This window comes from Nocardia sp. NPDC049935, assembly GCF_055586645.1.
Window position 1 is genome coordinate 141,705 of the sequence record NZ_JBVJHV010000011.1, and the last position, 21,547, is coordinate 163,251.

General features: G+C 68.9%; 17 protein-coding genes. 14 read left to right on the forward strand and 3 right to left on the reverse strand.

Going from position 1 to position 21,547, the window contains the following annotated elements; genetic code table 11:
- Nucleotides 1–94 precede the first annotated feature (94 nt).
- Nucleotides 95–2,050 (reverse strand): acetate--CoA ligase, encoded by a 1,956-nt coding sequence (gene acs, locus ACZ6SF_RS31700; protein ID WP_466067210.1) that lies wholly within the window; start codon nt 2,048–2,050, stop codon nt 95–97.
- Nucleotides 2,051–2,373: 323 nt separating this feature from the next.
- Here acs and ACZ6SF_RS31705 point away from each other — a divergent pair, with 323 nt between their 5' ends.
- The 5 genes from ACZ6SF_RS31705 to ACZ6SF_RS31725 are packed head-to-tail and all read left to right on the forward strand — an operon-like array spanning nt 2,374 to nt 8,337.
- Nucleotides 2,374–3,927: a peptide ABC transporter substrate-binding protein gene (locus tag ACZ6SF_RS31705; protein ID WP_466067262.1), complete on the forward strand. Its 1,554-nt coding sequence runs from the start codon at nt 2,374–2,376 to the stop codon at nt 3,925–3,927.
- Nucleotides 3,928–3,967: 40 nt separating this feature from the next.
- Complete coding sequence (locus ACZ6SF_RS31710) at nt 3,968–4,894, forward strand: ABC transporter permease (protein ID WP_466067212.1); 927 nt, start codon at nt 3,968–3,970, stop codon at nt 4,892–4,894.
- 14 nt (nt 4,895–4,908) lie between these two features.
- Nucleotides 4,909–5,871 carry an ABC transporter permease gene (locus tag ACZ6SF_RS31715; RefSeq protein WP_466067213.1) on the forward strand — a complete coding sequence of 321 codons (963 nt, stop codon included), beginning with the start codon at nt 4,909–4,911 and terminating at the stop codon, nt 5,869–5,871.
- Nucleotides 5,868–7,538 carry a dipeptide ABC transporter ATP-binding protein gene (locus ACZ6SF_RS31720; protein ID WP_466067215.1) on the forward strand — a complete coding sequence of 557 codons (1,671 nt, stop codon included), beginning with the start codon at nt 5,868–5,870 and terminating at the stop codon, nt 7,536–7,538. Before ACZ6SF_RS31715 ends, ACZ6SF_RS31720 begins: the two co-directional genes overlap by 4 nt.
- A gap of 52 nt (nt 7,539–7,590) precedes the next feature.
- Entirely contained in the window at nt 7,591–8,337 is a 747-nt protein-coding gene (locus tag ACZ6SF_RS31725) for an oxidoreductase (protein WP_466067217.1), read from the forward strand.
- Between the two features lie 441 nt (nt 8,338–8,778).
- Here the strand turns inward: ACZ6SF_RS31725 and ACZ6SF_RS31730 are convergent, their stop codons facing one another.
- Nucleotides 8,779–9,612: an HAD-IB family hydrolase gene (locus tag ACZ6SF_RS31730; protein WP_466067219.1), complete on the reverse strand. Its 834-nt coding sequence runs from the start codon at nt 9,610–9,612 to the stop codon at nt 8,779–8,781.
- Between the two features lie 400 nt (nt 9,613–10,012).
- On the opposite strand from ACZ6SF_RS31730, the gene ssd reads away from it, so the two are divergent.
- From ssd to ACZ6SF_RS31765, 7 genes are all read left to right on the forward strand, one after another.
- Entirely contained in the window at nt 10,013–11,119 is a 1,107-nt protein-coding gene (gene ssd / locus ACZ6SF_RS31735) for a septum site-determining protein Ssd (RefSeq protein ID WP_466067221.1), read from the forward strand.
- Complete coding sequence (locus tag ACZ6SF_RS31740; RefSeq protein WP_466067223.1) at nt 11,116–12,315, forward strand: TadA family conjugal transfer-associated ATPase; 1,200 nt, start codon at nt 11,116–11,118, stop codon at nt 12,313–12,315. Before ssd ends, ACZ6SF_RS31740 begins: the two co-directional genes overlap by 4 nt.
- Nucleotides 12,312–13,127 carry a type II secretion system F family protein gene (locus ACZ6SF_RS31745; RefSeq protein ID WP_466067224.1) on the forward strand — a complete coding sequence of 272 codons (816 nt, stop codon included), beginning with the start codon at nt 12,312–12,314 and terminating at the stop codon, nt 13,125–13,127. The genes ACZ6SF_RS31740 and ACZ6SF_RS31745 overlap by 4 nt, the downstream gene beginning before the upstream one ends.
- Complete coding sequence (locus tag ACZ6SF_RS31750; RefSeq protein ID WP_466067225.1) at nt 13,124–13,720, forward strand: type II secretion system F family protein; 597 nt, start codon at nt 13,124–13,126, stop codon at nt 13,718–13,720. The genes ACZ6SF_RS31745 and ACZ6SF_RS31750 overlap by 4 nt, the downstream gene beginning before the upstream one ends.
- A 114-nt stretch (nt 13,721–13,834) precedes the next feature.
- Entirely contained in the window at nt 13,835–14,035 is a 201-nt protein-coding gene (locus ACZ6SF_RS31755) for a DUF4244 domain-containing protein (RefSeq protein ID WP_466067264.1), read from the forward strand.
- Nucleotides 14,036–14,148: 113 nt separating this feature from the next.
- Nucleotides 14,149–14,490: a TadE family type IV pilus minor pilin gene (locus ACZ6SF_RS31760; protein ID WP_466067266.1), complete on the forward strand. Its 342-nt coding sequence runs from the start codon at nt 14,149–14,151 to the stop codon at nt 14,488–14,490.
- The gene (locus ACZ6SF_RS31765; RefSeq protein ID WP_466067227.1) at nt 14,487–14,906 is read left to right on the forward strand and encodes an Rv3654c family TadE-like protein; all 420 of its coding nucleotides are present in this window, start codon (nt 14,487–14,489) and stop codon (nt 14,904–14,906) included. The genes ACZ6SF_RS31760 and ACZ6SF_RS31765 overlap by 4 nt, the downstream gene beginning before the upstream one ends.
- A gap of 155 nt (nt 14,907–15,061) precedes the next feature.
- On the opposite strand, the gene ACZ6SF_RS31770 is transcribed toward ACZ6SF_RS31765, so the two are convergent.
- The gene (locus ACZ6SF_RS31770) at nt 15,062–17,500 is read right to left on the reverse strand and encodes a DEAD/DEAH box helicase (protein ID WP_466067228.1); all 2,439 of its coding nucleotides are present in this window, start codon (nt 17,498–17,500) and stop codon (nt 15,062–15,064) included.
- Between the two features lie 432 nt (nt 17,501–17,932).
- Between ACZ6SF_RS31770 and ACZ6SF_RS31775 the strand changes: the two genes are divergently transcribed.
- Together ACZ6SF_RS31775 and topA are read left to right on the forward strand one after the other, a co-directional pair.
- Nucleotides 17,933–18,139, forward strand: coding sequence for a cold-shock protein (locus ACZ6SF_RS31775; RefSeq protein WP_011206895.1), 207 nt, complete (start codon nt 17,933–17,935; stop codon nt 18,137–18,139).
- 476 nt (nt 18,140–18,615) lie between these two features.
- Nucleotides 18,616–21,486, forward strand: coding sequence for a type I DNA topoisomerase (gene topA, locus ACZ6SF_RS31780; protein WP_466067267.1), 2,871 nt, complete (start codon nt 18,616–18,618; stop codon nt 21,484–21,486).
- Nucleotides 21,487–21,547: the final 61 nt, after the last annotated feature.

Here is a 21,547-nt window from a genome sequence, read left to right on the forward strand (position 1 = left end):
CTACCCGGGCGCGCGTCGATCTCGCCGACCAGACTTCCCGGCACACCGTACGCAATTTTAACGGCCCCGCGTCCGGTGCGGTGGGGCGGGACGGTCAGTCCTGTTTGCCTGCCCGGATGTTCTCGAAGACCTTCGGGTCCACCAGGGTGGAGGTGTCGCCCAGTTCCCGGCCCTCGGCCACATCGCGCAGCAGGCGCCGCATGATCTTGCCGCTGCGGGTCTTGGGCAGTTCCGGCACCACGTGGATCTCGCGCGGGCGTGCGATCGGGCTGATCTCGCGGGCCACCTCGGCCTTCAGCTCGTCGACCATGGCCTGCCCGGTGTCGGTGGCTCCCGCGGCCAGGATCACGAACGCCACGATGCCCTGTCCGGTGGTGTCGTCGGTGGCCCCGACCACCGCGGCTTCCGCGACTCCGGCATGTCCGACCAGAGCCGATTCCACCTCGGCGGTGGAAATGCGATGCCCGGATACGTTCATCACGTCGTCGACGCGTCCCAGCACCCAGAGATCGCCGTTGACGTCGAGTTTCGCCCCGTCTCCGGCGAAGTACCAGCCCTGTGCGGCGAACCGCTCCCAGTAGGTGGCCCGGTAGCGGTCCATATCGCCCCAGATACCGCGCAGCATGGACGGCCACGGCTGGTCCAGCACCAGGTAGCCGTTGGCCTCGGTCTCACCGTGGCGTACCTCGTTACCCTCCTCGTCGACCACGGTGGCCGAGATACCGGGCAGCGGGGTCATCGCGGCGCCCGGTTTGGTGGCGGTGACACCGGGCAGCGGGGAGATCATGATCGCGCCGGTTTCGGTCTGCCACCACGTATCGACGATGGGCGCCGAGCCGCCGCCGATCACATCGCGGTACCAGCGCCACGCCTCCGGGTTGATCGGTTCGCCCACCGATCCGAGCAGCCGGACCGAGGACAGGCCGTGGGCATCCGGGATCTGCCGTCCCCACTTCATGAAGGTGCGGACCAGCGTGGGCGCGGTGTAGTAGATCGTGACGCCGTACTTCTCGATGATCTGCCAGTGCCGGTGCTCATCGGGGAAATTCGGGGTGCCCTCGTACAGCACCTGGGTGGCGCCGTTGGCCAGCGGGCCGTAGACGATATAGCTGTGCCCGGTCACCCAGCCGACATCGGCGGTGCACCAGTAGATATCGGTCTCGGGTTTGTGATCGAACACCACCCGGTGCGTATAGCTGGTCTGGGTCAGGTAGCCGCCGCTGGTGTGCAGGATCCCCTTCGGCTTCCCGGTGGTGCCCGAGGTGTAGAGGATGAACAGCGGGTGCTCGGCGTCGAAGGCCTCGGCCTCGTGCGCCGGTTCGGCCGCGGCGACGGTCTCGTGCCACCACACGTCCCGGCCCTCGGTCCAGGCGACCTCGGTCCCGGTCCGGCGTACCACCAGCACGTGCTCCACGCTGGAGGGCACATCGCCGTGGGCGAACAGGGCCTCGTCGACCGCTTCCTTCAGCGGCGCGGGAGTGCCGCGCCGCCACTGGCCGTCGGTGGTGATGACCAGGCGTGCTTCGGCGTCGTCGATCCGCTGCCGCAGCGCGGTCGGAGAGAAACCGGCGAAGACCAGCGAATGCGGCAGGCCCAGCCGGGCGCAGGCCAGCATGGCCACCACGGTCTCGGGAATCATCGGCATATAGATGGCCACCCGGTCGCCGGCCGTGAGCCCGAGCGAGGTGAGGTAGTTGGCGGCACGGCTCACCTCGGCCAGCAGATCGGCATAGGTGATCGTGCGCGAATCGCCGGGTTCGCCTTCCCAGTGCAGCGCGACCTTGTCGCCGCGGCCTTCCAGTACGTGGCGGTCCACGCAGTTGTAGGCGACATTGAGACGGCCGCCGACGAACCATTTCGCCACCGGCGCGTCACTCCAGTCGAGCACCTGGTTCCAGCGCTGGTGCCAGTGCAGCCGATCGGCCTGCTCGGCCCAGAATCCGTCGCGATCCCGCGCGGCCCGCTCGTAGATACCGGCATCCACATTCGCCGCGGCCGCGAACTCCGCGCTCGGCGGGTAGGCGTCCGGGTGATCGGCGGTTTCGGTCATCTGAGTCACTTCCTTCGCATTACCTGCACCATATGGGGCCAACTGTGACCCTAAACGCTCCTCTGTCCGGCCGAGGGAATCCCCGGCCGAAAGGCGGCCGAGGCCGGGTGAACGGCAGCCGGGAGCCGACGAACGGTTCCCCTGCGCCGCGGGGCCGGACGCGGAAGTCGCGCACATCACGCCGAGTGCCGATATCCTCGGGCCACTCTGCCTGTGCGGCCGACCGCCCGGCAGGGGGTGCACCGACGACTCGGGGAGGGTGTGTGAGGGGAAGGTCCTGGTCGCTGCGGGCCGTGGGACTGGTGCTGATCGTGGCCGCCGTCATGGTGCTGCCCGCCTGCACTGTGACACCGGCGCTCGGCGATTCCATCGCGGTCAACGGGTCGGAACCGCAGAATCCGCTGGTCCCGTCGAATACCAACGAGAACGGCGGCGGCCGGATCGTGGATCGGCTGTTCGCGGGACTGCGCCGCATCGACGCGGACGGCAGTCTGCACGACGAGGTGGCCGAGTCCATCGATACCGACGATCAGCAGCATTACCGGATCCGGCTGAAACCCGGGTGGACGTTCTCCGACGGTTCCCCGGTGACTGCCCGGTCCTTCGTCGACGCGTGGAACTACGGCGCCCTGGTGACCAACGCCCAGTTGCAGAGTTACACCTACGCGCCGATCGCGGGTTTCGACGATCTGCAGACCGATCCGCCACGCGCGCGGAACATGTCGGGGCTGCGGGTGCTCGACGATCTCACCTTCACCGTCGCGCTGAAGGAACCCACGATCGATTTCCGCACCCGGCTCGCCTACGCGCCCTTCTATCCGCTGCCCGCGGCGGCGTTCACCGATATGGAGTCGTTCGGGCAGCACCCGATCGGCAACGGGCCCTACCGCTTCGCGGGCCCCGACGCCTGGCAGCACGACGTGAAACTGGATCTGGTGCCCAACGAGCGGTACGCCGGTGGCCGGCCCGCCCGCAACACGGGACTGACCTTCGTGTTCTACGCCGACTACGACGCCGCCTACGCCGATCTGCTGGCGGGGAACCTCGACGTGCTGGACACCCTGCCGACCAGCGCGCTGACCGTCGCGCACGCCGATCTGGGGGATCGGGCGGTTCAGGCGGCGACCGCCAAGAACCAGTGGATCGGTACCCAGCCGGGCCTCCCGCATTTCGCCGGCGAGGAGGGCCGTTTGCGACGGCACGCGCTATCGATGGCGATCCAGCGGCAGGCCATCGGCGACAAGATCTTCCGCGGCACCCGCGCTCCCGCCCGTGACTACACCTCCAGTGTGCTGCCCGGCTTCGACGGGAACCTGCCGGGCGCCGAGGCGCTCGAGTACAACCCGGACGAAGCGCGCCGGCTGTGGGCGAAGGCGAACGAGATATCCCCGTGGTCCGGCCGGTTCGAGATCGCCTACAACGCCGACGGCGATCATCAGGCCTGGGTGGACGCGGTCGCGAACAGTATCAAGAACACCCTCGGGATCGAAGCGGTGGGCGCGGCGTATCCGACCTTCAAACAGTTGCGCGACCAGATCACCTCACGCACCGTGGGGAAGGCGTTCCGGTCGGGATGGCAGGGCGACTATCCGACCATGCTGCAGTTCCTGGAACCGTCGTTCCTGGGAAACTCCGAAACCAACGATTTCGACTACCGCAACCCGGAATTCGACGCGCTCATCGCGGCCGCGGAGGCAGCGCCGACCGAACCCGAGTCGTGGGCACTGGTGGCCCGGGCGCAGACGGTGCTGCTGCGCGATATGCCCACCATCCCGATCTTCGACTACGTGAACTCCTCCGGATATTCCGAGCGGGTCCGCGGGGTCGTGTTCGGCTGGAACGGGATGGCCGATTTCGAGAACCTCGAACTGATATGACGCCCGGACACCGTTCGCGTCCCGACCGCGAGGAGACCCCATGGCCTGGTATGTAGTTCGCCGGCTGCTGCAGATGGTCCCGGTGTTCTTCGGCGCGACACTGCTCGTCTACTACCTGATCTACAAGGTGTCGGGCGGTTCGGTGGCCGCGCTGGCCGGTGACCGGACCCTGACCCCCGCACTGGAGGAACAACTGCGTGCCCGGTACCACCTGGACCGCTCGTTCTTCGTCCAGTACTTCTACTATCTGAAGGGCATTTTCACGTTCGACCTCGGCACCTCGTTCTCGGGGCGGTCCATCGCGGACGAGCTCGCGCGGGCCTTCCCGATCACCTTCCGTCTGGCGATCCTGGCAGTGCTGTTCGAGGCGGTGTTCGGAGTGTTGTTCGGGGCGCTGGCGGGGTTGCGCAAAGGGAAACTCTTCGATTCGACCATGCTGGTGCTGAGCCTGGTGGTGATCGCGGTACCGGTTTTCGTCATCGGCTTCCTCGCCCAGTACCTGCTCGGCGTCGAATGGGGGATCGCGCCGGTGACGGTCGGCGCCGACGCGAGCTGGGGCCGGCTGGTGGTGCCCGCGATGGTGCTCGGCTCGCTGTCGTTCGCCTACGTGCTGCGGCTGACCCGCAATGCGGTGGCCGAGAACCGCGACGCCGACTATGTGCGGACCGCGACCGCCAAGGGTCTGCCCCGGCGGCGGGTGGTGCCGGTACATATCCTGCGCAACTCGCTGATCCCGGTGGTCACCTTCCTGGGTGCGGATCTGGGCGCGCTGATGGGCGGGGCGATCGTGACCGAGGGCATCTTCAACATCCCCGGCGTCGGCGGCACCCTCTACCAGGCCGTGGTGCGCGGTGAGGCGCCGACCGTGGTCTCGTTCGTCACGGTGCTCATCGTGGTGTTCCTGCTCGCCAATCTTTTCGTCGACCTGCTCTACGCACTACTCGACCCGCGGATTCGCTATGCCTGAACAGGAGTGCGGTCATGTCCGATGAGATATCCGCCGGGCGGCTGCGGCCGGACCGGCAGCGCTGGGTGGCCCCGGCGGACACGGTGACCGTCGACAGCGCCGACCGGGTGCGGGTCGCGGGGTCGCCGCGGGGGTTCTGGGGCCGGGCCTGGCGCGATCTGCGGCGCAACCCGCTGTTCCTGATCTCGGCGGCGCTGATCGTGCTGGTGCTGCTGGTCGCGGCCTTCCCCGGCCTGTTCACCGATCAGGACCCGCGCTACTGCGTGGTGGACAACAGCCTGCTCCCGCCGAGTTCGGCGCACTGGTTCGGGTTCGACCTGCAGGGCTGTGATGTGTACGCCCGCACCATCTACGGCGCCCGCGCCTCGATACTCACCGGGGTCGGCGCGGCCTCGCTGTTCGTGCTGATCGGCGCGACGGTGGGGGCGCTGGCCGGCTACTACGGTGGTCTGCTCGATTCGGTGGTCTCGCGTATCGCGGAGATCGTATTCGCCATTCCGCTCATGCTGGCGGCGATCGTGCTCATGCAACTCTCCGAACAGCGCACCATCTGGCTGGTGATCATCATCATGGCCGGGTTCACCTGGCCGCAGGCCGCGCGGATCGCCCGTGGTTCGGTGATCGCGGCGAAGAACAACGAATACGTACCCGCGGCGCGGGCGCTGGGGGCGTCCCGGTTCACCGTCCTGCTGCGGCACGTATTGCCGAACTCCCTCGGCCCGGTGATCGTGGTGACCACCATCTGGCTGGGCGTTTTCATCACCACCGAGGCGACCCTGTCGTTCCTCGGCGTGGGTCTGCCGCCCACCGAGGTCTCCTGGGGGGCCGATATCGCGACCGGACAGCAGCAGTTGCGCGGCGGTTCGCTGATCCTCTTCTATCCGGCGACCGCGCTGGCGCTGACCGTACTCAGTTTCATCATGCTCGGCGACGCGCTCGGTGACGCCATCGATCCGAAATCCCGGGCCACCCGGTGACCGCGCCGGAACAGGAGGCGGCCGTGAGCGACGAGACCGGCACCGAACACCCACTGCTGCGGATCCGCGATCTGCGAATCGCCTTCGGCTCCGGCGAGAACCGCGTGGACGCGGTGCGCGGAGTCGATCTGTCCGTGTACGCCGGTGAGACGGTCGCGGTGGTGGGTGAGAGCGGATCCGGGAAATCGACCACCGCGCTGGCGGCCCTCGGCCTGCTGCCGCCGGGTGGCCGGATCGTCGGGGGCAGTGTCCGGTTCGAGGGCGCGGAATTGGTGGGCGCACCGCAATCCCGGCTGGTGGCGTTACGTGGGACCGAGATCGGATTCGTCCCGCAGGACCCGATGTCCAATCTCGACCCGGTGTACAAGATCGGCTTTCAGCTCCGGGAAACGCTGGCCGCCAACGGGATCGCCCGCGGCCGCGAGGCACGTGAGCGTTCCGTCGAGATCCTGCGCACCGCCGGGGTCTCCGATCCGGAGCAGCGGCTCGGACAGTATCCGCACGAACTGTCCGGTGGCCTGCGCCAGCGCGCGCTCATCGCGATGGCACTGTCCGGGCGGCCCGCCCTGCTCATCGCCGACGAGCCGACCTCCGCGCTGGATGTCACGGTCCAGCGGCGCATCCTCGACCATATCGCCGAGCTCACCGGTGAATTCGGCACGGCGATGCTGCTCATCACCCACGATCTCGCCCTGGCCGCCGAACGCGCGGAGCATCTGGTGGTGATGTACCGGGGCCGAGTCGTGGAATCCGGCCCGGCCCTGGAACTGCTGCGCGATCCGCGGCACGAGTACACGCGCCGGCTCGTCGAATCGGCGCCTTCCCGGACGCCGGGCCGCCGGCCGGAGCGCGCCGGGGAGTCGCCGGATGCGGACCCGATCCTGGTGGCCGACAAGCTCACCAAGCGCTACCGCCTGCGCGGCTCGGCGCCCTGGCGGTCGCGGGAATCGACAGCCGCCGAGGACATCTCGTTCACCCTGCGCCGCGGCGGTACCACCGCGCTGGTCGGCGAATCCGGGTCCGGGAAGTCCACGGTCGCCCAGCTCGTGCTCGGGCTGCTGGAACCCACCTCCGGATCGGTCGTTTTCGACGGAACCGATATCGGTGGCCTGGGCCGCCGGGAACAGATCCGCTTCCGGTCCCGGGTACAGCCGATATTCCAGAATCCGTACGGTTCACTGGACCCGCTGTACTCGATCCATCGCTGTATCGCCGAACCGCTGCGGATCCACGGCATCGGCTCCCGCACCGAACGCGATGCCCGGGTACGGGAACTCCTGGACCAGGTGGCGCTGCCGGGCTCCGTACTCGACCGCTATCCCAGCGAACTCTCCGGCGGGCAGCGGCAGCGCGTCGCCATCGCCCGCGCCCTGGCGCTGAAACCGGAGCTGCTGGTCTGCGACGAGGCGGTATCGGCGCTGGACGTGCTCGTCCAGGCCAATATCCTCGACCTGCTCACCCGGCTACAGGACGAACTGGGTCTGACCTATCTGTTCATCACCCACGATCTCGCGGTGGTGCGGCAGATCGCCGACGAGGTCCTGGTGATGCACAACGGGCGGATCGTCGAGGCCGCGCCGACCGAGGAGATCTTCCGATCCCCGCGCGAGGAGTACACCCGCCGGCTACTCGACGCCATACCGGGTCGCGACCTGCCCGTCGCGTGATCGGGGACCGGTCCGCCGGGCTCGGGAGGCACTCGCAGTAGCCTCATTGGTCGTGACCGATCCGCTCGCGCCTCTCATCGACCTGCCCGGGGTCCGGGCCGCCGCCGACAAGGCCCGCGACGCGCTGGCCGAGGTACACCGGCATCGCGCCAATCGGCGCGGCTGGGCCACGACCGCCGCCGAGGCCTCGGTGCGGGCCGCCCGGTCCTCCGCCGCGCTCGAAGGCGGTGCGACGACCATGCCCGGCGCCGGAGAGGCCGCCGACCCCATCCTGGCGGGTGCGCTGCGCGTGGGTCAGGCGCTGGACGGCGATGCCCTGCGCAATCTCGTCGGAGTGTGGCAGCGGGCGCCACTGCAGGCACTGGCGCGATTGCATCTGCTGGCCGCCGCGGATCTGGTCGGCGACGAGACCGGGCTGGGCCGCCCGCGCGCGGACGCGGGCGTGGCCGAGCGGCTCGACGTGCTGTCGCAGACCCTGCTGGCCACCTCGGCGCCCGCTCCGGTCACGGCCGCGGTGGTGCACGGCGAACTGCTGACGTTGAAACCGTTCGGGTCCGCCGACGGCGTGGTCGCCCGGGCAGCGTCGCGGCTGGTCACGGTGTCCAGCGGCCTGGATCTGCGAGCGCTGGGGGTGCCGGAGGTGTTCTGGATGCGCCGCCGGCAGGCCTATCTGGACGCCGCGGCCGGCTTCGGTAGCGGGACCGCCGACGGCGTGGGCGGCTGGGTGATCTTCTGTTGCGCCGCACTCGAAGACGGGGCGAGGGAAGCGACCTCCATCGCGGACTCGGCAGCGGGCTGAGGTCGCCCCCGCATCGGCTCCGCACATCAAAGCGGGCGGCGTGGTCTGTCGACCTCACCGCCCGCGAGCACGGACTACCCGGTTACCATGCGTGCTGATTGGGGTTGTGTTCTCCGGCCTCGGCGTTCCTCCGGCTCCGCAGCAGCTCATCCCCGCAGCTATGCGAGGCCATCGCCGGCAACGGACCGGATTTCGCAGGCCCACAACGCTTCTGCCCTTGTCGCGGCGAGCTCCGCGTGGGTGCCTGGCGTCCGTGCTGGGAAGGGTGGTCGGGAGACTGGGCCTTCTCTTCCGGCTGCGCCTTGGCCTTCCGTCCTTCCGTGCCTCCATTTTTACACTGTGAGCGCATTCACATCAAGGCTTGGAGCTACATAACTCAACATTCGAGAACGCCCGGCACTCTCCGGAGTCATATGCTATAAGGCCAGGTCGTCGGGGTGTTCAGCGGCGGCGCAGGAGGCGGTAGCTCACCATGCCCGCGGCCAGCGCGCTCAATCCGACCGCGATACCGGCGGCCACCGTTTTCGACGGCGCCGGGAAGCGTGACCACAGCGAGACCGGGTTGGAGAAGCTCAGAACCGGCCAGCCGCGGGCCGCGGCCTCCCGGCGCAGGGCGCGGTCGGGGTTCACCGCGGTCGGGTGGCCCACCGCGGTGAGCATCGGCAGATCGGTGACCGAATCGGAATACGCGTAGCTGCGCGGGAGGTCGTAACCCTCTGCGGCCGCGAGCTTCTCGATCGCCGTGACCTTGCCCTCGCCGTAGCAGTAGAACTCGACCTGACCGGTGTATTTCCCGTCCACGACCTCCATGCGGGTCGCGGCGGTATGGGTGGCGCCCAGCGCCTCGGCGATCGGGGCCACCACCTCCTCACCGGAGGCGGAGACGATGACCACATCGTGGCCGCGGATGCGATGATCGGCGATCAGGTCGACCGCTTCGGCGTAGATCAGCGGATCGACGAGTTCGTGCAGGGTCTCGGCGACGATCGCCTGGACCTGGGCGACATCCCAGCCGGCGCACATGGCGGTGAGATGGGCTCGCATCCGTTCCATCTGATCGTGGTCGGCGCCCGAGAGCAGGAACATGAAATGCGCGTAGCTGCTCTCCAGAACGGTGCGCCGGCTGATCAGGCCCTGATCGAAGAACGTTCTGCTGAACACGAATGTGCTCGATCTGGCTATCACTGTCTTGTCCAGATCGAAGAACGCGGCGATGCGGCCGTTCTCGCGGTGCCGATCGCCGGTGAGCGGTGTCGTCGTGCCGGGGCCAGTCACCGCTACAGGATAGGCATTTCCGTGCGGCGTGTCGTCACCCTGCTCCGGTCCGGGGGTGGCTGACCTGTGGTTTCGGCTGTCCGGATCGGGTGTACGTGACCTGTGGAACTTCTTTGACTCGAGGCTTGCGTTCCCGTCCTCGGTTGGGTGTAGTATTGCTGTCACCTGGACATGTTCCAGGCGCGTTCAGCCCGACCCCCCGGGGCTGAACCCCGACGGCCCCAGCCTCCTCCCCCCCCGGCTGGGGCCGTCCTCTATTTCCGGGTCGCCTGGTTTCCGGACAGTGCCCGAGTGGTCCTTCGGCCCTCGGTTCCGCACCGCGTTTCTCCACAACCCGCGAGTTGTCCACAATCGCCCGCACGGCACATTTCCGACCCCGGTTCTCGACCACGCTGGCCGTATGGACAACGAATCCACCACCGCCCATTCCGGCGCTCCCGCCGTGCTGGCGCTCATCCGGGACGGCCGGCTCCGCGAGGAGGTGCGTCGCGTGGCGGCCGCGGCCGGGCGCCGCCTGGACGAATTCGAGCCGCCGGCCGGCCGGCACGCCTGGGCGGTCGCGCCGCTCATCGTGCTCGATACCGAAGCGGCGGCGCAATGCGCCGCCACCGGCCCGCCCCGGCGCGACGGAGTGGTCACCGTCACCGACGGCGCACCCGGTCTGGCCGATTGGCAGGCGGCCGCGGTGATCGGCGCGGAGCGCGTGGTCGCGCTACCCGGAGCCGCCGAGGAGCTCATCGAGAAATTCGCCGAGTACGCCGGTCAGCAGGCCGAGGGCGGGGTCGTCGTCGCTCTGGCGGGCTGCGGTGGCGGGGCCGGCGCCTCCACCCTGGCGGCGGCCACCGCCCTGCGTTCGGCGAGCACCGGCTTCCGTCCGAATACGGTTCTGGTCGACGGTGTGCCACACGGTGGCGGGCTCGATCTGCTGCTCGGAATCGAAGGTCTGCCCGGATTGCGCTGGCCGGATCTGACCGTCGACGACGGCCGGGTCGCCGCCGCCGAACTACACGACGCGCTACCCGGCGCGGCATCCGGATTGTCGGTGTTGTCGTGCGGCCGGGGAACCGGCCGGACCGGCGATATCGGGGCGGCCGCGGCGCACGCGGTGGTCGAAGCCGCCCGTCGCGCCGGGGATCTCGTCGTCTGCGATATCTCCAGCGAGCGTGGCCCGCATATCGATCGCATCCTCGACGCCGCCGATCTGGTGGTGCTCGTCGTACCGGCCCGCTTGCGCGCGGTCGCGGCGGCCGAGTCGGTCGCGCGATGGATCGCGTCGCGTAATCCGAACCAGGGCCTGATCGTGCGCGGCCCCGCGCCCGGGAACCTGCGCGGTCACGAGATCGCGGAGGTTCTGGACCTACCGCTGCTGGCCGCGGTCCGGGCCCAGCCCGGGTTGGCGGCGCGGCTGGAGCGCGGCGGGTTACGGCTGCGACGTGGTCCGCTGCGCGAGGCCTGCGACGCGGTGCTCGCCGTGCTGAGCCCGCCGGGCGAACGGAAAGCCGGATGACCGGCCCGCAGAACCCCGCGGTGGTCTCGGCCGAACTGCTGGATCGGGTGCGGGAGAGATTGGCGGGTGAATCCGCAGAACCGGATCCGTCCCGGGTCGCCGCGGCCATCCGGGCCGAAGCCGGCGGGATGCTGGGCGATACCGATCTACTGCGTACGCTGCGCATGCTGCAGACCGAACTCACCGGCGCCGGGGTCCTCGAACCCCTGCTCCAGGATCCACTGGTGGCCGATGTCCTGGTCACCGCTCCGGACGAGGTCTGGGTGGATCGGGGGCGCGGAGTCGAACGGACTGCGATCACCTTTCCCGACGAGGCCGCGGTCCGGCGTCTCGCGCAACGCCTCGCCCTATCGGCCGGCCGCCGGATCGACGACGCGCAACCCTGGGTCGACGGGCAGCTGTCCGGTCGGGAGTTGGTGCTGGGCGAGCATTTCGGTGTGCGGCTGCACGCGGTGCTCGTACCGATCGCGCGGGGCGGTACCTGCCTATCGTTGCGGGTGCTGCGCCCCGCAACGCAGGGTCTGGACGCGCTGGCCCGCGCGGGCACGATCCCGGACGACGCGAAAATCCTGCTGCGGCGGATCATCCGGGCCCGGCTGGCCTTCCTGGTGGTCGGCGGCACCGGGGCCGGGAAAACTACCCTGTTGTCGGCACTGCTCGCCGAAGTCGATCGCCGCGAACGCATCATCTGCGTCGAGGACGCCGCCGAACTGGCTCCGCCGCATCCGCATGTGGTCAGGCTGGTGGCGCGTCCCGCCAATATCGAAGGGGCGGGCGAGATCACGCTACGCGACCTGGTGCGCCAGGCCTTGCGAATGCGCCCGGACCGCATCGTCGTCGGGGAGGTTCGCGGCGCGGAGGTGGTCGACCTGCTGACCGCCCTCAACACCGGTCACGACGGTGGCGCGGGCACGGTCCACGCCAACTCGCCACGTGAGGTGCCCGCCCGGCTCGAGGCGCTCGCCGGATTGGGCGGCCTGGATCGCGCCGCGCTGCACAGCCAGCTGGCGGCCGCGGTACAGGTCGTACTGCATGTGCGGCGACTGGGAGACGGGACCCGGCAGCTCCGCGAAATCGGTGTGGTCCACCGGAATACGGATGACCTCGTGGAGATACTGCCCGCATGGCGACCGGCGGGCGAGGTCCCCGCGGCGTCCCGGCTGGAAGCTCTGATCGAGGAACGGCCGGGACGATGAGCACCGCGCAATCCAGTGGGCCGGCGCTCGCCCTCGTCTTGGCCGGCGCCGCGCTCCTCGTCCTGCCCACCGCGGCGGGCAGGCGGCGGTTCACGACGATCTTCGCCGGTCCGGCCATTCGGCGGCTTCCTCTTCGCCCGGCCGTGCGCGCCGCCGCCTGCCTCGGCTGCGTGGCGGCATTCGGTCTCGGCAGTGGAAGCCTCATGGCGGCGCTGCTGGTCGGGGCAACCGTCATCGTGCGGGCCCGCCGGGCCCGTGCGGCCCGTCTGCACCGCGCGGAGTGCGGACATCTGCTGGACGGGTTGGAGGCCGTGATCGCGGAGTTGCGTATCGGAGCCCATCCCGCTGCCGCGGCGGCGGCCGCCGCACGGGAAACCACGGGCGTCGCGGCGCAGGCGCTCGCGGTCGGCGCGGCCCGCAGCAGATTGGGCGGTTCCGGTGCCGGGGGTCTGCTACGCCCGGATTCGGTCATCGGGCCCGAACTCGGCCGCGTCGCCGACGCCTGGCGGGTCGCCGAACGTTACGGCCTGGCACTGGCCGAACTGCTCGCGGCCACTCGCGCCGACCTCGCGGCCCGGATCGCCTTCCGCGGTCGCACCGATGCCGCGCTCGCGGGCGCCCGGGCCACCGCCGCGATCCTGGCAGTACTGCCTGTACTCGGTATCGGGCTGGGACAGATGATGGGCGCGGACCCCCTCCGGGTTCTGTTGTTCTCCTCGGCCGGCACCTATCTGCTCCCGCTCGGGACCGGTCTGGCCTGCGCCGGCCTGCTGTGGGCCGATGAGATCACCCGCCGGGTGGTGCCGAGATGAGCGGTACGATCTGGGCGTATTCCACACTCGCGGTGGCGATTCTGCTTCTCCCACCCCGGGCACCGGTCCTGCTCCGCCTCCGGGCCGGCCGGTGGGTGGGCCGCGCGGAGGTGAGGAAACGCCCCGAGAAGTCGGATCCGGTGGCGATCGCGACCCTCTTCGATCTCTTGGCCGCGTGTCTGCGGGCCGGACTGCCGACTGCCGACGCGGTCCGGGCCGTGGTCCCCACCGCGCCCGTCGCGCTGGGCCCACCGTTGCGCCGGGTCGCCGATCTGCTGGCAATGGGCGCCGATCCGGCCACCGTGTGGAGTTCCGCCGATCCGGAAACCGCCGTGGATTCCGACTTCGTCTCGCTGGCCCGTCTGGCCCGTAGATCGGCGCGATCCGGCTCGTCCCTGGCGGCCGCGGTCGGCGAGCTGGCCGGCGAACGGCGGGCCCGGGTGGAAGAGGCGGCGACCGCCCGGGCCGAACGCGCCGGCGTGCTCATCGGCGGACCGCTCGGCTTATGTTTCCTCCCGGCCTTCATCTGCCTGGGCATCGTCCCGGTGATCATCGGCCTGGCCGGCGGGGTCCTGGGCGGGGTGCTGCGGTGAGGCCCGCGTGGGAAGTGTCCGGGGAGACATGCGCGTACGGATCGGCCGTACGGGCGGGAATGAAAGGGGAGACAGGTGCGGAGAGCGAAAACCGCTCGGCGGGTGCCGCGGGGGATCGGATCGTTGCGGCGGGAGGCGAACACCCGGGTGCTTCGGCTGATCGTGGCGGACGACGGCATGAGCACGGTCGAATACGCCATCGGGACCATCGCCGCGGCCGCCTTCGGGGCGGTGCTGTACACGGTGGTGACCGGCGAAAGCATTCCCGATGCGCTGACCGGCATCATCGACAAGGCGCTGAATACGAGCGTCTGACGGCACCGGACCCCGCCGGGTGCGTGGCCGGGACCGGCGGGGCCCACGGACCCGGAGCCGATAAGGCAGCGGGGTGCCTTCCGGCGAGCCGGGCCGCCGGGCGGGCCGCGGCGCTGCGTGCGGACGACGGAGCCGTCACCGTCGAGGCGGCGATCGCGCTGGGCGCGCTCGCCGTGGCCGTCGTGCTGTGCGTGGGCGCGGTGTTCGCGGCTGTTACTCAGGTGCGGTGTGTCGACGCGGCCCGCGAGGCGGCCCGCCTCGCGGCGCGCGGGGATCGCGCGGGAGCGGAACCCGCCGCGCGGCGGGTGGCGCCGGCCGGTGCGGTCATCTCGCTGCGCTACGAGGGGGAGCGGGTGGTGGCGGTCGTCACCTCGGACACCCCGTTGCTGCCGGTGCTCGAGTTGCGCGCCGAGGCGGTCGCGGCACTCGAACCCGGCGCGGGGGTGCTCGGGTGAGGGCCGGGAGCGGACCGCGGATTCGCGGTGGACCGTTGTTCGGTCGCCGGACGGGAGAAACGGGTTCGGCGACCGTCACGGCGTGCTGTGGGCTGGCGGCGCTCATCGTGCTGACAGTGCTCGTGGTGCAGGTCGGCGCGGTGGTCGTGGCCCGGCATCGTGTGCAGGCGGCCGCCGACCTCGCGGCGCTGGCCGCCGCGGGTGAATTGCGCTCCGGAGCGGATGCGGGATGCGCTGCCGCGGAATCGCTGGGACATCGGATGAATGTCCGGGTCGAGCGATGTGAGGTAACCGGTTGGGACGTCTCGATAGCGGCCGAACAAAAAGTACCGGTGGGTCCGTTCGGAGAGCGGAGTATACGAGCGATCGCTCGGGCCGGGCCGGTGGAAGAAGGGGCGGTAATCGGAGTTCGATGAATTTTGTTAACGCCGAATACCGATATCACTTAGTGGCGGCAATTAATCTCCCGTTACCCATTTTCCGGAGGGTCACGGGAATTGTCCGGGGGGCGCGGATAAAAGCTACCGGGCGGTTTTGGGGCAATCGTCCGGTTAATATGATCAACTTCCTTTTAAATCATCCGTCCAGGAGTCGTCTCGTCCGCCGGCCGGGTGCTGGAGAAAGCCGCCTGACCAGTGGTTTCTCTTCGATCCGCAAGGTGAAGGGGTCGAGTGTCGGCGAGCTCGGAGAGAACCGCCGTCAACAACCTGATGGCTCCCGCCTTATCGAGAGGATCGTTGCCGTTTCCGCACTTGGGCGACTGCACGCAGGAGGGGCATCCGGTGCGGCAGGCGCAGGACTCGATCGCGGCGAGGGTGGCGCTCAGCCAGCGGTCCAGCAGCGCGTAGCCGCGTTCGGCGAAACCGGCGCCCCCGGCCTGGCCGTCGTAGACGAACACGGTGGGCAGGCCGGTATCGGGATGACGATCGGTGGACACACCGCCGATATCCCACCGGTCACACGTCGCGACCAGGGGCAACAGGCCGATCGCCGCATGCTCGGCGGCGTGCAGCGCGCCCGGGACGCCGGCCGGGTCGATACCGGCGCGCTCCAGCAGTTCCGGGGTCACCGTGTAGAGAACGGCAGCGGTGGGCAGGGTCTGCGGGGGCAGGTCGAGTTCGACGAGATCCAGGACCTCGCCGGTGACCAGCGTGCGCAGATACCCCACCACCTGGCTTCGTACCGTGACCTCGGCCAATGCGGCCATGACCCGGCCGGATACCGCACTTTCGCGCACGGACTCGACGGTGAGAGAGGTGACCTGGCGCGCGCTGGTCGTCCAGCCCGGGCTCTCCGCGTGGACCAGCGCCACGCCCGATTCCAGATCCAGCACCTCGACCACGTAGCTTTCGCCCTGGTGCAGGTGAACGGCACCCTGGTGCAGGGTGGCCGGGGCCCGGCCGGCGTCGGTGGTGCCGAGCAGCCGGCCCGTTTCGGCGACCACGATCGCCACCTGGGTGCCGATCCCGCCGCGGACGTCCACCGAATCGTGGGGCGGTTCGGCGGCGGTGAAGAACCAGCGGTGCCCGCCGTCGGTTTCCCGTCGCCGGACCTGGCCCTGACCTGCGAGTTCGGTAAGTACCCGGCGGGCGCCGAACTGCTCCGCCTCGAGATCGGAGATCGGCAATTCCATCGCCGCGCAGAGCAGCTGCGGTCCGAGGACGTAGGGGTTCGAAGGATCGATGATGGTGGCCTCCACCGGGCGGTCCAGCAGCGCCTCCGGATGGTGGACGAGGTAGGTGTCGAGCGGGTCGTCCCGGGCGACCAGCAGGGCCAGCGCGCCCTGTGTCCGGCGTCCGGCCCGGCCGACCTGCTGCCGGAAGGATGCGACCGTGCCGGGAAATCCGGCGAGCACCACGGCGTCCAGACCGGCGATATCGACCCCCAGCTCCAAGGCGTTGGTGGTGGCCGCGGCCAGAATCGAACCATCCGATATCCCGGCTTCCAGCGCCCGCCGATCCTCGGGAAGGTAGCCACCGCGGTAGGCGGCCACCCGGTCCGGCAGGTCGGGATCGACCTCCGCGAGCCGTTGCCGGGTGTGGATCGCTATCAACTCCGCGGCCCGCCGTGACCTGGCGAAAGTCAAGGTGCGGGCACCTTCCGTCACCAGGTCGGCGGTGATCCGGGCGGCCTCGGTGGTGGCGCCCAACCGGACCGGTGCGCCGTTCTCTCCGGTCATCGCGGTGAGCAGCGGCGGCTCCCAGAAGGCCACCGTGCGCGACCCACGCGGGGATCCGTCACCGGTGACCGCCACGCAGTCCGTACCGGTCAACCGCGACGCCGCGGCCGCGGGGTCCGCCGCCGTGGCCGAGCACAGCACGAACACCGGATCCGCACCGTAGTACTCGGCCAGGCGCCGCAGCCGCCGCAGCACCAGGGCCACATGAGATCCGAAAACTCCCCGGTACGCGTGGCATTCGTCGACGACCACATAGCGCAACCTGCGCAGCAGCCGAGCCCATCGGCGATGCGACCGCAGCAGGCTCAGATGCAGCATGTCCGGATTGGTGAACAGCCACCGCGCCTCGGATCGCACCCATTGCCGGATCTCGGTGGGCGTATCGCCGTCGTAGGTGGCGACCGCGATCTTCCGGAGCGGATCGTGCCTGGTCAGCGCGCCGACGGCCCGGAGCTGATCGGCTCCCAGCGCTTTGGTGGGGGCCAGGTACAAGGCGGTGGCGCGGGGGTCGTCGTGCAGCGCGGTGAGCACCGGGAGCTGATAGCCGAGGGACTTTCCGGACGCGGTCCCGGTCGCGACGACGACATGCTGCCCGTTGAAGGCCAGTTCCGCGGTTTCGGACTGGTGGCTCCACGGTTCCGCGATGCCTTCGGCCCGCAGCGCATCGATGACCGCGGGCGGCGCCCATTCGGGCCAATCCCCGGTAACGGCTTTTCGGGCAGGTATCTCGGCGATATGCGTCAGTCGCGAATCGGAGTCCGAACTGCCCAGTAGGACACGATTCAGCAACGATCGCCCATAACTCGTATTCGCCGGGATCTCCCGCGTCATTCCGATGTGCCTTCCGGACCGTCGAACAGTGTGAAACATCGCCGTCCGGGCCTTGCTACCTGCGACTTCGATACCGAATGGCGATCTGGGTCACAGCTGGGTACTCGTCCTGGAGGCTGGTTATCAGGGGGCAAACATACCGGAGGTTCAGATTTTGTGGGAGATTCCCTGACCCCCGCATTCACGAGATCATTTTTTTTGCAAATTGTCGGTAACTCCGCTGTTGAATTTCCCAGAGACATGGTTCACTGGGTCTCGGTCGCAAGCTTCTGTGTTCGAGGGGCGGATGCAAAGTCCAAACCCTGGCAGGATCGATGTTGCGAACGGCTTACGTTGGCCCCCACGGGAGTCCAGAGTACCGCCGATCGGAACAGGCCCGGTGGACGAAACCCAGTTGTCCGCCGTTCCGAGTAAGAAAAGAGAAGGAACAGAATGGCACAGGGAACTGTGAAGTGGTTCAACGCGGAGAAGGGCTTCGGCTTCATCGCGCCCGAGGACGGCTCTGCGGACGTCTTCGTCCACTATTCGGAGATCCAGGGTTCGGGCTTCCGCACCCTCGAGGAAAATCAGAAAGTCGAGTTCGAGGTTGGCCAGGGCACCAAGGGCCCGCAGGCCACCGGAGTGCGCGCGCTCAGCTGAGCGGGTCTATCTCCCAGTACGTCCCTCGCCTCCCGTAACGGGAGCGAGGGACGAACTATATGTAGGAGTATGCGTACCTCCGCCTTCGCTCCGGCCGTGCGCTCTATGCGTACCTCCGCGTTCGGTCCGGCTTTGCGCCTCGCCGCCACGCGCGACGCGGTGCCGGATTGCCCCCCGCCCGTACCGGTCATCGCTATATCGGGCGGGTTTCCCACCCACCGTGCGTGCTCTGCCGCCCTCCGGCGTTGCATACTGAACGGCATCGACGCGCCATCGCCCGATGGTCGCAACCGCTCGACCACGCGCAGCGTCAAGGTATAAACGTGTCTGGTGGTGATGTACGACGTCACCATCTGTTCATCCAGCCGCGTCCTGCGCCCCCAGCAGCGTTCAGCGGGTCGAGGAAGGGAAGGGATTCACCGGTGGCAACACGAGACCGAAGCGCAGCCGAGGCGGGCCGTCCCGTGCGTCGTCTCGTGATCGTCGAGTCCCCCACGAAGGCCCGAAAAATAGCCCCCTACCTGGGGCGGAACTATACGGTCGAGGCATCGGTGGGGCATATCCGGGACCTGCCGCGCGGCGCCGCCGATGTGCCCGCCAAGTACAAGGGGCAGGACTGGGCGCGGCTCGGGGTCGACGTGAACAACGACTTCGAACCCATCTACGTCGTGAGCCCGGACAAGAAGGGCAAGGTCACCGAGCTCAAGGGTCTGCTGGCCGACGCCGACGAGTTGTATCTCGCCACCGACCCCGACCGCGAGGGTGAGGCCATCGCCTGGCATCTCCTGGAGACCCTCAAGCCGAAGGTCCCGGTCCGGCGGATGGTGTTCCACGAGATCACCGAACCGGCGATCCGGGCGGCTGCCGCCGATACCCGCGATCTCGACAACGACCTGGTCGACGCGCAGGAGACCCGCCGCATCCTGGACCGCCTCTACGGCTACGAGGTCAGCCCGGTGCTGTGGAAGAAGGTCATGCCGCGATTGTCGGCGGGCCGGGTGCAGTCGGTGGCGACCCGGGTCGTCGTGCAGCGCGAACGTGAGCGGATGGCGTTCCGTTCGGCGGAGTACTGGGATATCGCGGCGAAACTGGATGCCGGCGGGGAAACCGATTCCGCCAACCCACGCACCTTCTCCGCGCGTCTGGTCGATGTGGACGGATCCCGGGTGGCCACCGGCCGTGATTTCGGGTCGAACGGACAGCTGAAAGCCGATTCGCGGGCGCTGGTCCTCGACGAAGCCCGGGCCCGGCGGCTGGCCGAGGCCCTGCACGGCGCCGACCTCGTGGTCACCTCGGCGGAGTCCAAGCCCTACACCCGTAAGCCGTATGCCCCGTTCATGACCTCGACGCTGCAGCAGGAGGCCGGCCGCAAGTTGCGTTTCACCTCCGAACGCACCATGCGCACCGCGCAGCGGCTGTACGAGAACGGCTACATCACCTATATGCGTACCGACTCGACCACGCTGTCGGAGTCGGCGATCAACGCCGCGCGCGCCCAGGCCACCCAGCTCTACGGCGCCGAGTACGTGCATCCGACCGCCCGCCAGTACACGCGGAAGGTCAAGAACGCCCAGGAAGCACACGAGGCGATCCGCCCCGCGGGCGATACCTTCGCCACCCCGGGTCAGCTGCACGCCCGCCTGGACCAGGACGAATTCCGGCTCTACGAGCTGATCTGGCAGCGGACCGTGGCCTCGCAGATGGCCGATGCCAAGGGCACCACCCTGACCCTGCGCATCACCGGCACCGCCGGTACCGGCGAGCAGTGCGTGTTCTCCGCCTCCGGACGCACCATCACCTTCCCGGGCTTCCTGAAGGCGTATGTGGAGAGCGTCGACGAGGAGGCCGGCGGCCAGTCCGACGACGCGGAGACCCGGCTGCCGCAGCTCGACGAGGGCGAGGGCGTTACCGCGGTCGAGCTGAACCCCGATGGGCACAGCACCAATCCGCCCGCCCGATATACCGAGGCCTCGCTGATCAAAACGCTCGAGGAGCTGGGGATCGGCCGGCCGTCCACGTATTCGTCGATCATCAAGACGATCCTCGATCGCGGCTATATCTACAAGCGCGGTAGCGCGCTGGTGCCGTCGTGGGTCGCGTTCTCGGTGACCGGGCTGCTGGAGCAGTACTTCGGACGGCTGGTCGATTTCGATTTCACCGCCGCGATGGAAGACGATCTGGACGCCATCGCGGGCGGGCGCGCCCAGCGCGGCAACTGGTTGTCCAGCTTCTACTTCGGCGGTGACGACGGGGCCGAGGGTTCGGTCGCGCGTTCGGGCGGGCTGAAGAAGATGGTCGGGGAGCGGCTCGACGATATCGACGCCCGGGTGATCAATTCGATCAAACTCTTCAACGACGACGCGGGCCGCGATGTGGTGGTGCGGGTCGGCCGGTACGGACCGTACCTGGAGCGGATGGTCACCGACCCCGACAATCCCGATGCCGAACCGACCTCGCAGCGCGCGAACCTCCCCGACGATCTGCCCCCCGACGAGCTGACCCCGGAGATCGCGGAGAAGCTGTTCGCCACTCCGCAGGAGGGCCGCAAGCTCGGCGTCGACCCGGAGACCGGCCACGAGATCGTCGCCAAGGAAGGCCGTTTCGGCCCCTACGTCACCGAGATCCTGCCGGAACCGGAGGAAGATCAGGCGGCCAAGAAAACCGCCAAGAAGAACGGTCCCAAACCGCGCACGGGTTCGCTGCTGAAATCCATGGACCCGGCGACGGTGACCCTCGAGGACGCCCTGAAGCTGCTGGCCCTGCCGCGCGTGGTCGGCACGGATCCGGCGTCGGGCGAGGAGATCACCGCCCAGAACGGCCGCTACGGCCCGTATCTGAAGAAGGGCACCGATTCGCGTTCGCTGGCCACCGAGGATCAGATCTTCACGGTGACCCTGGACGAGGCGCTCAAACTCTATGCCGAACCCAAACGCAGAGGTAGACAGGCCGCGGCTGCTGCGCCGCTCCGCGAACTGGGCAACGATTCCGCCACCGGGAAACCGATGGTGATCAAGGACGGCCGGTTCGGGCCTTATGTCACCGACGGTGAGACCAACGCCAGCCTGCGCAAGGGCGACGAGGTGGAGTCGATCACCGATGAGCGCGCTTCGGAGCTGCTGGCCGACCGGCGCGCTCGGGGGCCGGTGAAGAAGACCGCGAAGAAGGCGGCCAAGAAGGCGCCCGCCAAGAAGGCCGCGGCGAAGAAGGCCACCGCCAAGAAGACCACCACGGCGGCGAAGAAGACGACCGCGAAGGCCGCCACGAAGAAGGCCCCGGCCAAGAAAGCGGCCGCGAAGAAGGCTCCGGCGAAACAGTCCGCGAACGGTTCGGCCGAGAACGGCGACTGATCAACGGCGCCTGTCGGACCCTCGCCGTAGTGTCACGCGCGATACCGTCCGATACCGAAGG

Excerpts from the sequence above, each read along its gene's own strand:
- ACZ6SF_RS31715 (WP_466067213.1), top strand. The coding sequence starts at position 4,909 with ATGTCCGATGAGATATCCGCCGGGCGGCTGCGGCCGGACCGGCAGCGC.
- ssd (WP_466067221.1), top strand. The coding sequence starts at position 10,013 with ATGGACAACGAATCCACCACCGCCCATTCCGGCGCTCCCGCCGTGCTG.
- ACZ6SF_RS31710 (WP_466067212.1), top strand. The coding sequence starts at position 3,968 with ATGGCCTGGTATGTAGTTCGCCGGCTGCTGCAGATGGTCCCGGTGTTC.
- ACZ6SF_RS31750 (WP_466067225.1), top strand. The coding sequence starts at position 13,124 with ATGAGCGGTACGATCTGGGCGTATTCCACACTCGCGGTGGCGATTCTG.
- ACZ6SF_RS31770 (WP_466067228.1), bottom strand. The coding sequence starts at position 17,500 with ATGACGCGGGAGATCCCGGCGAATACGAGTTATGGGCGATCGTTGCTG.
- ACZ6SF_RS31705 (WP_466067262.1), top strand. The coding sequence starts at position 2,374 with ATGGTGCTGCCCGCCTGCACTGTGACACCGGCGCTCGGCGATTCCATC.
- ACZ6SF_RS31745 (WP_466067224.1), top strand. The coding sequence starts at position 12,312 with ATGAGCACCGCGCAATCCAGTGGGCCGGCGCTCGCCCTCGTCTTGGCC.
- ACZ6SF_RS31775 (WP_011206895.1), top strand. The coding sequence starts at position 17,933 with ATGGCACAGGGAACTGTGAAGTGGTTCAACGCGGAGAAGGGCTTCGGC.
- ACZ6SF_RS31740 (WP_466067223.1), top strand. The coding sequence starts at position 11,116 with ATGACCGGCCCGCAGAACCCCGCGGTGGTCTCGGCCGAACTGCTGGAT.
- acs (WP_466067210.1), bottom strand. The coding sequence starts at position 2,050 with ATGACCGAAACCGCCGATCACCCGGACGCCTACCCGCCGAGCGCGGAG.